This window comes from Bradyrhizobium pachyrhizi (assembly GCF_001189245.1).
Taxonomy (GTDB): domain Bacteria; phylum Pseudomonadota; class Alphaproteobacteria; order Rhizobiales; family Xanthobacteraceae; genus Bradyrhizobium; species Bradyrhizobium pachyrhizi.
This window is the reverse complement of sequence record NZ_LFIQ01000104.1, coordinates 1-14,726: the sequence shown is the minus strand read 5'-3', so window position 1 is coordinate 14,726 and position 14,726 is coordinate 1. Positions and strand designations below refer to the sequence as shown.

Genomic DNA, 14,726 nt, shown 5'->3' with positions numbered 1-14,726 from the left:
CAGCCGCCGCGACATTTCCGGCGAGCTTGCCATGCGCATCGATGCCGCGGTGCGCGCCGGCCACCTGCCGGCGCAGGACACGGCGCTGGCCGCCACCGCCTTGCTCGGCGCGCTGCACGAAGCGCTGGTCGGCCCGCTGGCGCCGGCCAATCTCGACGATCCGATCAAGCTGCGTGACGCGGTGCAGACCGTGACGCTGCTTGCGCTGCGCGCGGTCGGCGTGATGGACGCACGCGCGCGTGGCCTCGTGGTGCAGGCAACGACCCCGGCGAAGGCGCTGGTCGGCGCCTGAGGCGCGCGAAGAACACTTCTGTCGCAATGGCGTTGTAGGTTTCGGGGCTGGGCTCAACCACCTCACGGAGCAACCCATGACGACGACCCATGGCTCGGCCAAATGGCAGGGCGGCATCAAGGACGGCAAGGGCGCGATCTCGACCAAGAGCGGCGCGCTCTCGGATTACCCCTACGGCTTCGCCAGCCGCTTCGAGGGCAAACCGGGTTCGAACCCGGAGGAGCTGATCGGCGCGGCGCATGCCGCCTGCTTCACGATGGCGCTGTCGCTGATTCTCGGCGAAGCCAAGCTCACGGCGGAGCATATGGAGACCAAGGCCGATGTGACCCTGGAGAAGGTCGCCGACGGCTTCGCCATCACCGCGGTGCACCTGACGCTGTCGGCGAAGATCCCGGGCGCCGATAATGCGACGTTCCAGGAACTGGCCGGCAAGGCGAAGGCCGGATGTCCGGTGTCGAAGCTGCTCAACACCAAGATCACGCTCGACGCGTCATTGCAGGGCTGATCGCGGCGCGGCGGGTTAATGCGTTTTCGAGCGAAGCGGGCACCGGTTCGCGTGAAGACAACGCGTCAAACAGGAATCTAGAGCTGCGCGTCGCCGCTCGGGCCGACCGAGGCGATGCGCAGCATGTTGGTGGTGCCGGGGGCGCGGAGCGGCACGCCGGCAACGATGATGACGCGCTGGCCGGCCTTGGCAAAACCGTCGCGGAACCCAATCGAGCCGGCGCGGTCGACCATGTCGTCGAGATCGTGGGCGTCCTCGGCGACCACGCAATGCACCCCCCACACCACCGACAGCTTGCGGCCGGTGACGAGGTTCGGCGTGATCGCGACCACCGGCACCTTGGGCCGCTCGCGCGCCACGCGGATCGCGGTCGAGCCTGACGACGTCCAGCAGATGATCGCCGACAGGTCGAGCGTCTCGGCGATCTGCCGCGCCGCGTCGGCAATGGCGTCACCCACCGTCGCTTCGGGATCGACGCGTTGCGCGTTGATCACGTTGCGATAGGTCGGGTCGCGCTCCACCTCCTCGCCGATGCGGTTCATGGTCGAGACCGCCTCCACCGGGAATTTGCCGGCGGCGGATTCCGCGGACAGCATGATGGCGTCGGCGCCTTCGTAGACGGCGGTGGCGACGTCGGAGACTTCGGCGCGCGTCGGCACCGGCGCCTGGATCATCGATTCCAGCATTTGCGTTGCGACCACCACCGGCCGGCCGGCGCGGCGCGCCATCCGGATCATCTGCTTCTGCAGGCTCGGCACCCGCTCCAGCGGCAGTTCGACGCCGAGATCGCCGCGCGCCACCATCAGCGCGTCCGATGCTTCGATGATGTCGGCGAGGCGGTCGATCGCCTGCGGCTTCTCGATCTTGGCCATCACGGCGGCGCGGCCGCGGATCATCTTCTTGGCCTCAATCACGTCCTCGGCTCGCTGCACGAAGGACAGCGCGACCCAGTCGATCCCCTCCGGCAGCGCGGCTTCCAGGTCGGCGCGGTCCTTTGCGGTCATCGCCGACACCGGCAGATCGGTATCGGGCAGGCTGACGCCCTTGCGGTCCGACATCTTGCCGCCGATCACGACGCGCGTGATCGCGCGCTCGGGCGAGGTTTCCTCGGCGATCAGCCGCACCTTGCCGTCGTCGAGCAGCAGCGCGTGGCCCGGGCGGAGCGCCGCGAGGATCTCCGGATGCGGAAGCTGGACGCGGCTGTTGTCGCCCGGCGTCTTGTCGGAATCCAGAATGAAGCTCTGGCCGTTCTTGAGCTGGGTCGAGCCTTCCGCGAACGAGCCAAGCCGCAGCTTCGGCCCTTGCAGGTCGACCAGGATGCCGATCGGCCGGCCGTAGCTCGATTCGACATTGCGGATGGTCTTGACCAGCTCCCGCATCTTGTCATGCGGGGTATGGCTCATGTTGATGCGGAAGACGTCGGCGCCCGCCTCGAACAGCTTGCGGATCATCGCGCTGTCTGAGGAGGCCGGGCCGAGTGTTGCGAGGATCTTGATTCGACGCAGTCGTCTCATGGTTTGTTTCCGGGTGGTGCGGCTGGCGGCAGACCAGACGCGCCCGGAGGCGCTGCGCCCGGCGGCGGGTTGGGCAGGCCCGGCATCGCCCCGGGACTTCCTGGACCCACGCCGCCCGGCATTCCCGGTACTTTCTGCGGCTGTTGTTCGTTGGCTTCGGTCAGCTGGACGGTCCATGCACGCTGCTCGCCGGTATCGACCTCGAAGAAGCCGGTGCGGTCGAACCCGCGCGCCAGGCAATTTTCGGTGCCCTTGATGGTGAATTCCTTATCGCGCGAGCACATGAAGGCCTGGCCGGACCATTCGCCGCCGCGATCATAGTCGAGAGCGTAGATGTAGTAGTAGCGCGCCACAAGGTTGCCGCGCAGCAAGGTCTCGCAGGTGCGCGACGACACGTTCCACCAGCCCTCGGTGGTCCAGCCCTCGGCGTCCTTGTAGCCGAGCGCGATGCCGACGCGGCTCGAGGTGTTGTTGCAGAGCCGGAAATCGGCGGCCGCCGGACTCGTCCACAGGCAGGCCGCGACAAGCGCCAGCACCGGCAGGAGGCCGGCCAACGTCAGGCGGATATTGCGGGGAGCTGAGGCGAGGGAATCTGTTGGGCTCATGCAGCGAAGCTATATCAAATCATGGACGATTTCGCGTGCCCGGCCGGCACTGTCAACGGGCGGGCGCCCGTCTGCGACGCTGTCGGACCGTGGCCGGGATGGCCGGACGGGTCCGTTTTGCGCGCCGATATGGCAAAATCTGTGACAATTCCCACCTGATATCAATATGGTGAGCGCGACACACGGGATCACGATCATGAGCATTGACGACAAAACCAGAACGGAACTCGAGGCCGCGGTCTTCCGGCGTCTCGTCAGTCACCTGCGCGACCGCACCGATGTGCAAAACATCGACCTCATGAACCTCGCCGGCTTCTGCCGCAACTGCCTGTCCAACTGGATGAAGGAAGAGGCCGACGCCAAGGGCCTTACCGTGAGCAAGGACGAGAGCCGTGAGGCGGTCTACGGCATGCCGTATGAGGAATGGAAGGCGAAGTATCAGGGCAGCGCGACGCCCGAGCAGCTCGCGGCGATGAAGAAAGCCCAGAGCGGGCATTAAACCTCAGCCTGTGTGACGTCAGTTCCGCGGCCGTCCGCATCTCCTGTGGGCGCGCTGTGGATGAGCGCGATGTTTCCTTGACGGAAGGCGCGCCAAAATCGAGGGTCGCCCGCAGCAAGCGGTGCGCAAGGCGCGTATTCGCGTAACATTTCAATACCTGTTCAGGAGTGCGCGATGGCCACCACGTCTGCCGCCGTCAAGGAAGAGCCCGCAACGCGATTTGCCAAGGACCAGCTCAAGTCCATCATCGAGCGCATCGAGCGGCTGGAAGAAGAGAAGAAGACGATCTCGGACGACATTCGCGACGTCTATGCCGAGAGCAAGGGCAACGGCTTCGACGTCAAGGCGCTGCGCGCCATCATCCGTCTGCGCAAGCAGGATCCGAACGAGCGCCAGGAGCAGGAGACCATCCTGGAGACCTACATGCAGGCGCTGGGGATGCTCTGAGGCGGCCAGCGGCCACCCCTGCCGGGCGTTCGCCAAGGGCGCCCCCCAAAGCTGCTGGAAGACCTCCTGTCGAGGCTTGGGTGAAATCCCGGGATTTGCTACACTGGCGGCGAGGTAACCGGGCAGATCGTTCAGATGGACGTGCCAGGACCAGAGCGCCGGCTCGCTGCGGTCCTCGCCGCCGACATGGTCGGCTATAGCCGCCTGATGGAGGCTGACGAGACGGGCACCCTTGCGCGCCTCAAAACCCATCGCATCGAGCTGATCGATCCGGCCATCGCCAAGAATCGCGGCCGCATCATCAAGACCACCGGCGACGGCCTGCTGGTTGAATTCCATAGCGTCGTCGATGCGGTGCTGTGCGCGGCCGAGGTCCAGAGCCGGATGGCGAAGCGCAACGCCGACGTCGCGCCGGCGCGCTGGATGCAGTTTCGCATCGGCATCAATCTTGGCGACGTGATCGTTGACGGCGCCGATATCTTCGGCGACGGCGTCAACGTCGCGTCCCGTCTGGAGACGCTGGCCGAGCCCGGCGGCATCTGCATTTCCGGCGCGGTGCGCGATCAGGTCGGCGATCGCCTGGAAGATCTGAGCTTCGAGGATCTCGGCGACCAGACCGTCAAGAACATCGCGCGCCCAATCCGGGTTTTCCGCGTCCATCTCGAATCCGGTGCCAGGCCCGTTCCGGAGCACCCGAGTGCGGTGGCCGCCCCTGTCGTCGCCAAGAAGCCCTCCATCGCCGTGCTGCCGCTCGTCAACATGAGCGGCGATCCCGAGCAGGAATTCTTCGCCGACGGGCTCACCGAGGACATCATCACTGAGCTGTCGCGCTTCCACGATCTGCTGGTGATCTCGCGCAACTCGACCTTCGTGTACAAGGGCAAGGCCGTGAAGGTGCAGGACGTCGCGAAGGAATTCGCCGTCGACTATGTGCTGGAAGGCAGCGTGCGGAAGGCGGGCGGCCGGATCCGCGTCACGGTGCAGCTGATCGACGCCGTGGCCGACCGGCACGTCTGGGCCGAACGCTACGACCGCGAGCTGGCCGACATCTTCGCCATCCAGGACGAGATGACGCGTGCGATCGTGGCGACCTTGCCGGGGCGCGTCGAGGCTGCCGCGCATGACCGTGTCAAGCGCAAGCCGACCGACAACATGGCGGCCTACGAGTGCGTGCTTGCCGCCAAGGTGCTGCATCATCGCTCGGCACGCGACGACAACGCGGAGGCGCAGCGCCTGCTCGAACGGGCCATCGTGCTTGACCCGAACTATGCCCACGCCCACGCCTGGCGGGCCTGCGTGCTCGGCCAGACCTGGGTCTACAACTGGTGCACCGACCGCGACGCGACCATGGCGCAGGTCGCCGCAGAGCTCGAGATCGCGCTCAAGCTCGACGACAATGACAGCGACGTGCACCGGATTCTCGCCGCGCTGAACCTCAACCGCGACGACCACGACAAGGCGGCCTTCCACCAGGAGCGCGCGCTCGCGCTGAACCCGAATTACGACCTCGTCGTCGTGCAGCAGGGCGAGCTCCTGACCTGGCTCGGGCGGCCCGAGGAAGGCATCGACTGGATCAAGCGGTCGATGCGCCTCAATCCGTTCCATCCGGAGCGCTTCTGGAGCCATCTCGGCCGGGCCTGCTATTGCGCCGAGAAATACGCTGACGCCGCCGAGGCGTTCTCGCGGATTACGCGCCCCGACCACACCCATCACGCCTTCCTCGCGGCGACCTTCGCGCAGATGGGCAACACGGTGGCTGCCTCGGCCCACGCCGCCGAGGTGCTGAAGCGCGAGCCGACCTTCTCGGTGTCGGCGCATCTGGCAACCCAGCACTACAAGCGCGAGCCCGATCGGGCACGCTTCGAGGCCGGCCTGCTCAAGGCAGGGCTGCCGGCCTGAACCGGCGCAAAGCTATCCTTGTCCGGCAGAGGCGCAGCGGCTCAGCGCAGCGAGGCGGTGCGGAGCACGAAGGACTGGGTCGTCAGGAGGGCGGTCGCCGAGCCCGAGAAGCGGTCGCAGGTCATGCCCATCATCGGATCTTCCGAGAAGGTCATGACGACGGCGGCCTGCGGCTTGACGAAATGAGCCCGCATCATGGTCATGTCGGTGTCGCCAAGCACCGTGGTCAGCATGGCATTGCTCGCGCTCGGCGCCAGCATCACCACGCGCATCCAGATATCGTTGCCCTTGGCAGCCGAGATCCGCGCGGAGGTGGTGATCACGCCCTGGCTCGGTGCGCCCTTGGCAACGACGGTGTTGATTTCGGTGCTAGGAGCCGCGGCATTGCGCGTCGGGCGCGCGTTGCGCGGGATCGGCGCGGTCGCTGCGACGATGTTGGCGCGATCGACCGGTGAGGCCGCCGCGGGCGCATAGGCCAGCGCCTTGTTGAAGTTTTCGGTCGTCGTGCTGGCAGTGGTCTGCGGATCGCTGCCGCCGACCGCCTCACGGGCCTTCAGCGCGGCTATCTGCGCCGCCGACGCTTGCTTCGGCGCCTCACCCTCGTCACCCCAGAAGCCGCGGGCATTGATGATGTCGGCAGGCGATTGCGGCGCGGTGTTCTCGGCCATCTGCACCACTTGCACCGCGGGCTTCGCCTTCGGCATCGGAACGAGCTGGGCGTCGGCGGCCGCGAGCTGGATGGCGGCGGCGAACTGCGGCTTGGCGCGCGGCAGCGGAATCGGATCGGCGGATTTGGCGGGCGCGGCGGCGGCCACCACGGTGTTGGCGGCCGGCTTGTCGTTCACGCTGGCCGCGCCTTCGTCTTCATCGTCACTCGACTTGCCGCCACCGAACAGCTTCGCGAACAGGCTCGGCTTGCCGATGGTCGCGGCATCGTCACCATTGCCGCGGCGCTCGATATCGGCCTTGGCAAGCTCATAGCCCTTCAGCGGCGTGCCGTCGGTCGGGACATGGACGGTGCGGCCGTCGGGGAACACCCTGACCAGCTGATCGCGGGTCATGCGCGGCCAGTGGCGGATGCTGCCGGTGTCGAGATGGACGAACGGCGAGCCCGAGGTCGGATAGAAGCCAACGCCGCCGCGCTGCAGGCGGAGGCCGGCATAGCGGATCTGCTCCAGCGGCACGCCTGGGATGAAGAAGTCCATCGCGTGCCCCAGCATGTGCTGGCTGTGGCGCGCGACGCCCGAGGAGCGGCGGCGGAGCATGGCGTTGGTGGCAGGGGCGCGATAGGCGGAGATGATCTGGATCGGCTGCTTGCCGCCGACGTCGTTATAGACTTCCCACAGGATGTCGAAGAGGTGACGGTCCATCACCGTTTCATCTTGGGAGCGCCAGTCGCGCAGGAAGTGGTTGAGCTGTTTCAGCGCGCCTTCGTCGTAACGGCCGTCGCGCTTGAAGGTGACGGTGAGGTCTTCGCCGGAATGGGTGTGATGGAAGGAGAGGGTGCGGGTCTGGTTCAGCGCGGTGGCATCGTGCACCGATCCCGCGCCCGCCAACAGCAATAGCGCAGTCAGGCCGACTTGGTATCCGGCCTTAGGCAACGACAGCGGTTTGTAGCGGCGTGCGAAGACAGCCAGCACTATGAGCCCACCCAGTCGACGAGCGTTCGGTCGGCATCTTTCGCAGACCCCCTGCGGAAGACGGTGAACGCTTTCTTAAAGCGGGAGGGTTAACCGAGGTTTACCGACCCGCCCCCAAGTTAGGCTTAACTAACTGGGCGAGTGTGGCAAAAGATAGCCCTGCTCCCCGGCCGAGACCCGAAATGGTTAACGTAAACGATCTCGCCTTTTGAGCGAGATCGTTGATTTTGCTTCAAAATTTATCCCAATCGGGCGGAAATGCAGATTAGCGGGTGATCACCCGGCGCTGCTGCTGGGCCTGCCCGCGACGGATCGGCTGCGGCTCCGGCTGTCCGAATCCCCCGAACAGGCGCTCGAAGAAGTTTGGTCCGGAGGAGCCAAAGCCGTTGTCGCCCGCGACATTGACGCCGGCGGGCAGGCTGCTGCTCGGCGGACGCGAGTAGCTCGGCTGGGCGTGCGCCACCACCGTCTCGAGATCCTTGCCGCGGTTGTTCCTGAGCAGCGACAGCATGCTGGCATCGCGGCCGTAAACGTCCCTGCGCAATTGCAGCTTGCCGGCATCGTCCACGAACGCGGTCTGGTAGGTGATGTTCACCGGGATCGGCGTCGGGAATTTCAGGTCGACCTCGCTCGAACCGTACATGCTGCGGATCCGCTCCGGCGTGTAGTGCTGGTTCGGCTCGGTGATGTTGAGCAGGACGGCGGCGTACTGATCGGGATTCTGCACACGCATGCAGCCGTGGCTGAACGCGCGCTCGTCCTTCGCGAACAGGTACTTGTCCGGCGTGTCGTGCTGATAGACCAGGAACTTGTTCGGGAAGTTGAAGCGGATCCGGCCGAGCGCGTTGGCTTCACCCGGCGGCTGCGAAATGTGGATCGAGCCGTCGCGGTTGCGCTCGAGCCTGAGGCCCATGCGCTGCAGCACCGTCGGATCCTGCTGCAGGGCCGGCAGATATTCGTTGTAGATGATCGACGGCGGCACGTTCCACGTCGGATTGACCGTGATGTACTTCATCGTCTCGGTCAAAAGCGGCGTGGCATGCTGGCCGGGCTTGCCGGTAACGACGCGGGTGGTCCAGACCTGCGCGCCGTTCTGCATCACCTTCAACGTGTAGTCCGGGATGTTGAGGATCACATAGGCATTGCCGACGCTGGCGGCGCCGAGCTGGCGCGGCAGCCAGCGCCAGCGCTCCATGTTGACGATCACGGTGTCGATCTGCCGGTCGCGCTTCGGATTGTTCAGCGCCTTCACCGTGCGCTCGTCGAGAACGCCGGTCGGCTTGAGGTCGACGCTGCTCTGGAATTTCTCCACCGCCCGCGCGACCGTCGCGTCATACTTGGTGCTGTCGGCATTCTCGGTGACGCCGAGCTTGTTGCGCAGGTCCGGCACGCGCGGATCGTCCATCTCGACCGCAGCCTGCTTCTTGCGTGCCGGCAAATATTTCAGCGTCGGGCCGTCCGCGATGGTGATGACCGGGCCGTCGCCCTGGCCACGCAGCTCTGCGAGCTTCTGCTTCAGCTCCTTGTAGAGCTTCTGCGGCGGGTTGTAGCCGTCGAGCGCGGCGGAGGCGTCTTTCGCGGAGGTCACATTGGCGAACACTTCCGCCGGATCGATCGGGTGCTCCGGATAGAGAATGTCCGCCGACACCTGCGACCAGTGCATGCGGCCGCTCTGGGCCTGGCGGGCGTAGTCCAGCATGCTGGCGGCGAGTTTCAGCTCCGCGTCGGCAAGCGCGTCCGGCGAGGTCGCTGCGGCGAAATCCGGCACCGGATAGTCGGCGGCATCGAGGCCATCCGCGTCCGCGTCCTTCAGGCGGGCGATGACGCCCTTGCCGGCGTCGGTCAGCTTGCCGGCCTTGGTGAACACCGGCGCGTATTCGCGAGTCGAATAGAACTTCTCGGCCGCAGCGCGCTCGTTCTTGCGGTCGAAGCTACGCAGCGACTTGCTGGCGAGCAGTTCGCGCAGCTTGTCGGCAACCGGCTGATCCTCGGCGGCAACATTGCTCGCTGCCTTCGCCGGTTCGCTCGCCGGCGCCGCGGCGGTCGCGGGAGCAGTGGCCGGCGCTGCTGCCGTTGCAGGCGCGGGGCTTGCGGCAGGCGCGGTGGCCGTTGCGGGGGCGGGGGCGGCCGCCGCCGGCGCGACGGCGGTATCGGTCTTCGGGGCATCGGCCGGCTTCGTCGCAGGCGCGGTTACGACATCGGCGGGCTTCGGCTCGACGGCCTTTGCAGTCGCGCTCGGCTCTGCCGGCTTGGCGTCGACCGGTTTTGTCGGAGCGGGTTTGGCCTCGGTGGCTTGCACATCCGCTGGCTTCACGTCGGCCGGCTTGGCTGCATCGGGCAGCGCGGCGGTGGTGTCGGCCTTGAAATCGCTTGCGGTGGGGGGCGGCACGTTGGCCGGTTCGGGGCGCGGGATCGCCGCGTCGATCGCGAGTTCCGAGGCGCTGGAGTGCGGCGTGTCCTGCGCGAAGGCCGCGGTCGCGGACACCGTGAGGAAGGTTGCCGCGACGGCCATCAATACGCGGTCAAATCCTCGACGGTTGTTCGAACAGTCACGCATCGTCACACCCCCTGGGTGAAACTGCCCCTCATCAAACTGGAACAGTTCAAATCAGAATTTGGTTTCATAGCTTGCGCGAAGCGCCGGCCTCTCGATCGACTCGCACGCCTGCACACAACGAACGCAGACGATACCTTTGCCCCTCTCATGCAGCCAGCGCCATGCGGGGCAACTCACGACAAACTGACCTCGAAGCAGCTGATTTCGCTCCGGGCTGTGCGTTTTTGCCACGCGGCACAGCCTTTGTCTGTCACCGCCACGACACGGTTCAAAAGGTTCCCTGGTGTGGCCCTGTCGGCCTCGAGGGCTAAGTGGCGTCGCTTGCGGGCGCGCCGGCCGCAGCTTCGTCGAGCTTGCGATAGAGCGTCGAGCGGCCGATCTTGAGGCGGCGCGCGACCTCCGACATCTGTCCGCGATAATGCGAAATCGCGAAGCGGATGATCTCGTTCTCGAGATCTTCCAGGGGGCGCACCTCGCCCGCGGCATTGAGCATGGAAAGGCCGCCGGCCGTGGGCAGGGAGGCGGCAACCGGTATTTCATTACCGGATATCATGGCGGGAGCCGTGGAAGGCGACACCACCAGCGGCTCGCCCTGCAGCGATTTGCCCTCCGGCGCCGGATGCGCCGTTCCTTGCGGGAAATCGGCGAGCCCGAGCTGGTCGCCGTCGCTCATCACCACGGCGCGATACACCGTGTTCTCGAGCTGGCGGATGTTGCCCGGCCAGTCGAGTTGCGAGAGGTGGGCCATCGCCTCGCCGCTGATGCCGGTGATGTTGCGGTTTTCCTCGGCGCAGAACCGCGCCAGGAAATGCCGCAGCAGATGCGGGATGTCTTCGCGCCGCTGTCGCAGCGCCGGAATGGTCAGCGGCAGCACGTGCAGGCGATAGAACAGGTCCTCGCGGAACTGGCCGCCTTTCACGAGATCGAGCAGCTTGCGGTTGGTCGCCGAGATGATGCGAACATCGACCTTGACCGGCTTGCGGCCGCCGACCGCCTCGACGGTGCCTTCCTGCAGGGCGCGCAGCAATTTCACCTGCGTGGCCAGCGGCAATTCGCCAACCTCGTCGAGGAACAGCGTGCCGCCATGCGCTTCGACGAACTTGCCCTGATGGCGCTCGGTGGCGCCGGTGAAGGCGCCCTTCTCGTGGCCGAACAGGATCGATTCGACGAGATTGTCCGGGATCGCGCCGCAATTCACCGCAACGAACGGCCTGGCCTTGCGCTCGCTGCTGCCGTGAATGGCACGCGCGAACAGTTCCTTGCCGACGCCGGATTCGCCCTCGATCAGCACCGGGATCGTCGAGGACGCGGCCTTTTGCGCGGTGCGCAGCACCCCGCCCATCGCCTCGCTGCGGGTGATGATATCGGAGAAGGTCAGCCGGCCCTCGCGGCTGTGGCGGATCCGCTGCAATTCGCCCTTCAGCGCCGAGGCGTTGAGGGCGTTGCGCAGGGAGACCTGCAGCCGCTCGAAGCCGACCGGCTTGACGACGAAATCCTGGGCACCGGCGCGCATCGCCGACACGACATTGTCGATGCCGCCATGCGCGGTCTGCACGATGACCGGGACGGTCAAACCAGCTTCACGAATTTTTGCGAGGACTCCAAGTCCGTCGAGGCCCGGCATCACGAGGTCGAGCACGACGGCGTCAATCGCCTGCGTCTCGGATGCGGTCAGGGCCGCGATCGCCGCGTCGCCACTGTCCACGACGAGGGGCTCATAGCCGCACTTCTGCACCATGTTTTCAACCAAACGGCGCTGTACTGCGTCGTCATCGGCGATCAAAATGGTGGCAGCCATGGTTTTCCCCGCACGCTACGTTTATTTGTCTCGAATCGGGGCAATGTCGCCGATGCCGATTAACGCACTCTTAAATGTTGCAAACCCGCATTCATTCCGCCGCCGCCGACATCTTTCCGACTGAACTAAGGTTACGAACAAGATGACCTCGCGCTCCAAAACTGCATCCAACAAGTCTGCCCTCAGCAAGGCCGCTCTCCGCAAGGAAGCCGCGTTGCGCAAGACGGCCGCGCAACGCAAATCGTCCGCAGGCGGCCCGGCGGCGAAAAAGGCAGCCAGCAAGACCGGCAAGCTTCCGGAATGGAATCTGGCAGATCTCTACTCCGGTATCGATGCGCCTGAGGTCGCACGCGACTTGCAGAAAATGGACGCAGATTGCGTCGCGTTTGAGACCGACTACAAGGGCAAGCTTGCCGAAAATACCGCCAAGGAAGGCGGCGGAAAGTGGCTGGCCGAGGCGATCAGGCGCTATGAGGCGATCGACGATCTGGCTGGCCGTCTCGGCTCTTACGCCGGCCTGGTCCATGCCGGCGACAGCGTCGATCCCGCGATCTCGAAATTCTACGGCGACGTCTCCGAGCGGCTGACCGCCGCGTCGGTGCATCTGTTGTTCTTCTCGCTCGAGCTCAATCGCGTCGACGATGATGTGATCGAGCGCGCGATGGCCGAACCGGAGCTCGGCCATTACCGGCCATGGATCGAGGATCTCCGCAAGGACAAGCCGTACCAGCTCGAGGATCGCGTCGAGCAGCTGTTCCACGAAAAGGCGCAAAGCGGCTACGCGGCCTGGAACCGGCTGTTCGACCAGACCATCTCCGGTCTGCGTTTCAAGGTCGGCGGCAAGGAACTCGCGATCGAGCCGACGCTGAACCTGCTGCAGGACAAGGCGGGGGACAAGCGCAAGGCTGCCGCGCAGGCGCTCGCCAAGACCTTCAAGGACAATGAGCGCAGCTTCGCGCTGATCACCAATACGCTCGCCAAGGACAAGGAAATCTCCGACCGCTGGCGCGGCTTCCAGGATGTCGCGGATTCCCGCCATCTCAACAACCGCGTCGAGCGCGAGGTGGTCGATGCGCTGGTCGCCTCGGTGCGCGCGGCCTATCCGAAGCTGTCGCACCGCTATTACGCGCTGAAGGCCGGCTGGTTCAAAAAGAAGAAGCTGCCGCACTGGGACCGCAACGCCCCGCTGCCGTTCGCGGCGACCGGCACGATCGCCTGGCCCGAGGCGCGCAACATGGTGCTGTCGGCCTATAGCGGCTTCTCGCCCAAGATGGCCGAGATCGCCGAGCGCTTCTTCGACGATCGCTGGATCGATGCGCCGGTCCGTCCCGGCAAGGCGCCCGGTGCGTTCTCGCATCCGACCACGCCGTCGGCGCATCCCTATGTGCTGATGAACTATCAGGGCAAGCCGCGCGACGTGATGACGCTGGCGCATGAGCTCGGTCACGGCGTCCATCAGGTGCTGGCGGCGAAGAACGGCGCGCTGATGGCGCCGACGCCGCTGACGCTGGCGGAAACCGCAAGCGTGTTCGGCGAGATGCTGACCTTCAAGCGGCTATTGTCGCAGACCAGGAACGCCAAGCAGCGCCAGGCGCTGCTCGCGGGCAAGGTCGAGGACATGATCAATACCGTGGTGCGGCAGATCGCGTTCTATTCATTCGAGCGCGCGGTTCATACCGAGCGCAAGAACGGCGAACTCACCGCCGAGCGGATCGGCCAGATCTGGCTCAGCGTGCAGGGCGAGAGCCTGGGGCCGGCGATCGAGATCAAGCCGGGCTACGAGACGTTCTGGATGTACATTCCGCACTTCATCCACTCGCCGTTCTACGTCTATGCCTATGCGTTCGGCGATTGCCTCGTGAACTCGCTCTATGCGGTCTACGAGCACGCGTCCGAAGGCTTTGCCGAGCGCTATCTCGACATGCTCGCCGCCGGCGGCACCAAGCACTACTCCGAACTGCTGCGGCCGTTCGGGCTCGATGCCAAGGACCCGAAATTCTGGGACGGCGGCCTGTCCGTCATCGCCGGCATGATCGACGAGCTGGAGGCGATGGGCTGAGGCCCATCGGCGTTCCGGCCGGGCCGGGCGGCGGTCGGCCCCGTGCCAGTTTTGTTCGGCGTTTTTTGCGCCTGGCGGCATGATCGTTCCATGATGCCTGCGTTTGGGGGGCCGATCCTGCCGAGGGGCTGCCGCGGCGTCGTCGCTCGGACGTGGATCGGGGACGATTTGCGCTTCAAATCGCCCGATCGGGACCGCGCCGTTGCCCTGCCTACCCGTTTGCGGTAATGGCTCGCGGAGGAACGCGAATTTCTGACTGGGGACAGCGATGGCAGACCATAGCGAAGTGGCCTACACGACCGCCGACGGCAACGATTACGTGGCGCATGAGCAGACCTATGAAGGGTTTCTCATGCTGGTCAAATGGGGCACCATCAGCGTCGCCATTATTCTTATCCTGATGGCCTATTTCCTGGTCTGATCCTTGGGATCGGCTAGCGGCGCTGCCGTCCCGCGGCGGTGCCGGAATTGCTGTCGAAACCCGGATGTAAAAACCGGGTATCCAAATCTGGCGAAAATAACGCTAGTTTGAAGACGCGTGCGCCGCTCGCGCCGCCGGAGGGCCCATGAAGATTGCCGTTGCCAAGGAAATTGATCCGTCCGAGCCGCGGGTTGCGGCCTCGCCCGATACCGTGAAGAAGTTCAAGGCACTCGGCGCCGAGGTCGCGGTCGAGCCGGGCGCGGGCATCAAGTCGGGCCTTCCCGATTCGGAGTTCACCGCGGTTGGCGCCACGGTCAGCGCGGACGCGCTCAAGGACGCCGACATCATCATCAAGGTGAAGCGGCCGGAGGCCTCCGAACTGTCCAAATACAAGCGCGGCGCGCTGGTCATCGCGATCATGGATCCGTACGGCAACGAGGCCGCGCTGAAGGCGATGGCTGATGCCGGCGTGTCCGCCTTCGCGATGGAA

The 14,726-nt window shown here is 65.5% G+C and carries 11 protein-coding genes and 2 pseudogenes; 8 read left to right on the top strand and 5 right to left on the bottom strand.

Annotated elements, in window-relative coordinates:
- Window positions 1–292 (top strand): annotated as a pseudogene (locus tag AKL29_RS45585) (TetR/AcrR family transcriptional regulator); the annotation flags it as partial.
- 76 nt (window positions 293–368) lie between these two features.
- On the top strand, window positions 369–797 hold the full coding sequence (locus AKL29_RS25880; RefSeq protein WP_016841620.1) for an OsmC family protein: 429 nt from the start codon (window positions 369–371) through the stop codon (window positions 795–797).
- Window positions 798–874: 77 nt separating this feature from the next.
- Here AKL29_RS25880 and pyk read toward each other — a convergent pair whose 3' ends face one another.
- Together pyk and AKL29_RS25870 are read right to left on the bottom strand one after the other, a co-directional pair.
- A complete protein-coding gene (pyk, locus tag AKL29_RS25875; protein WP_028335982.1) occupies window positions 875–2,311 on the bottom strand; it encodes a pyruvate kinase in 1,437 nt (478 codons plus the stop codon).
- A complete protein-coding gene (locus AKL29_RS25870; RefSeq protein WP_038377731.1) occupies window positions 2,308–2,916 on the bottom strand; it encodes a DUF1036 domain-containing protein in 609 nt (202 codons plus the stop codon). Before AKL29_RS25870 ends, pyk begins: the two co-directional genes overlap by 4 nt.
- A gap of 196 nt (window positions 2,917–3,112) precedes the next feature.
- Here AKL29_RS25870 and AKL29_RS25865 point away from each other — a divergent pair, with 196 nt between their 5' ends.
- The 3 genes from AKL29_RS25865 (at window position 3,113) to AKL29_RS25855 (ending at window position 5,761) form a co-directional block, all read left to right on the top strand.
- A complete protein-coding gene (locus tag AKL29_RS25865) occupies window positions 3,113–3,415 on the top strand; it encodes a DUF1244 domain-containing protein (protein WP_028335984.1) in 303 nt (100 codons plus the stop codon).
- A gap of 174 nt (window positions 3,416–3,589) precedes the next feature.
- Entirely contained in the window at window positions 3,590–3,862 is a 273-nt protein-coding gene (locus tag AKL29_RS25860) for a DUF2312 domain-containing protein (RefSeq protein WP_016841616.1), read from the top strand.
- 135 nt (window positions 3,863–3,997) lie between these two features.
- Window positions 3,998–5,761 (top strand): adenylate/guanylate cyclase domain-containing protein, encoded by a 1,764-nt coding sequence (locus AKL29_RS25855; RefSeq protein ID WP_028335985.1) that lies wholly within the window; start codon window positions 3,998–4,000, stop codon window positions 5,759–5,761.
- Window positions 5,762–5,802: 41 nt separating this feature from the next.
- Here the strand turns inward: AKL29_RS25855 and AKL29_RS25850 are convergent, their stop codons facing one another.
- The 3 genes from AKL29_RS25850 to AKL29_RS25840 all read right to left on the bottom strand — a co-directional run bounded on the left by AKL29_RS25850 (window position 5,803) and on the right by AKL29_RS25840 (window position 11,756).
- Window positions 5,803–7,401: a peptidoglycan L,D-endopeptidase MepK gene (locus AKL29_RS25850; protein ID WP_050386121.1), complete on the bottom strand. Its 1,599-nt coding sequence runs from the start codon at window positions 7,399–7,401 to the stop codon at window positions 5,803–5,805.
- Window positions 7,402–7,666: 265 nt separating this feature from the next.
- Window positions 7,667–9,958 carry a L,D-transpeptidase family protein gene (locus AKL29_RS25845; RefSeq protein ID WP_050386120.1) on the bottom strand — a complete coding sequence of 764 codons (2,292 nt, stop codon included), beginning with the start codon at window positions 9,956–9,958 and terminating at the stop codon, window positions 7,667–7,669.
- A 307-nt stretch (window positions 9,959–10,265) separates the two neighbouring features.
- Entirely contained in the window at window positions 10,266–11,756 is a 1,491-nt protein-coding gene (locus AKL29_RS25840) for a sigma-54-dependent transcriptional regulator (RefSeq protein WP_050386119.1), read from the bottom strand.
- A 142-nt stretch (window positions 11,757–11,898) separates the two neighbouring features.
- On the opposite strand from AKL29_RS25840, the gene AKL29_RS25835 reads away from it, so the two are divergent.
- From AKL29_RS25835 to AKL29_RS25825, 3 genes and pseudogenes are all read left to right on the top strand, one after another.
- Entirely contained in the window at window positions 11,899–13,815 is a 1,917-nt protein-coding gene (locus tag AKL29_RS25835; protein WP_050386118.1) for a M3 family oligoendopeptidase, read from the top strand.
- 268 nt (window positions 13,816–14,083) lie between these two features.
- Window positions 14,084–14,236, top strand: a complete 153-nt coding sequence (locus AKL29_RS25830; RefSeq protein WP_028335990.1) for an aa3-type cytochrome c oxidase subunit IV — start codon at window positions 14,084–14,086, stop codon at window positions 14,234–14,236.
- Between the two features lie 145 nt (window positions 14,237–14,381).
- Window positions 14,382–14,726: pseudogene (locus AKL29_RS25825) on the top strand (NAD(P)(+) transhydrogenase (Re/Si-specific) subunit alpha); the annotation flags it as partial.

What these genes read in the sequence shown, in the direction of transcription:
- AKL29_RS25830 (WP_028335990.1), top strand. Translation starts at nt 14,084, where the DNA reads ATGGCAGACCATAGCGAAGTGGCCTACACGACCGCCGACGGCAACGAT.
- AKL29_RS25845 (WP_050386120.1), bottom strand. Translation starts at nt 9,958, where the DNA reads ATGCGTGACTGTTCGAACAACCGTCGAGGATTTGACCGCGTATTGATG.
- AKL29_RS25860 (WP_016841616.1), top strand. Translation starts at nt 3,590, where the DNA reads ATGGCCACCACGTCTGCCGCCGTCAAGGAAGAGCCCGCAACGCGATTT.
- AKL29_RS25855 (WP_028335985.1), top strand. Translation starts at nt 3,998, where the DNA reads ATGGACGTGCCAGGACCAGAGCGCCGGCTCGCTGCGGTCCTCGCCGCC.
- AKL29_RS25840 (WP_050386119.1), bottom strand. Translation starts at nt 11,756, where the DNA reads ATGGCTGCCACCATTTTGATCGCCGATGACGACGCAGTACAGCGCCGT.
- AKL29_RS25865 (WP_028335984.1), top strand. Translation starts at nt 3,113, where the DNA reads ATGAGCATTGACGACAAAACCAGAACGGAACTCGAGGCCGCGGTCTTC.
- pyk (WP_028335982.1), bottom strand. Translation starts at nt 2,311, where the DNA reads ATGAGACGACTGCGTCGAATCAAGATCCTCGCAACACTCGGCCCGGCC.
- AKL29_RS25835 (WP_050386118.1), top strand. Translation starts at nt 11,899, where the DNA reads ATGACCTCGCGCTCCAAAACTGCATCCAACAAGTCTGCCCTCAGCAAG.
- AKL29_RS25870 (WP_038377731.1), bottom strand. Translation starts at nt 2,916, where the DNA reads ATGAGCCCAACAGATTCCCTCGCCTCAGCTCCCCGCAATATCCGCCTG.
- AKL29_RS25880 (WP_016841620.1), top strand. Translation starts at nt 369, where the DNA reads ATGACGACGACCCATGGCTCGGCCAAATGGCAGGGCGGCATCAAGGAC.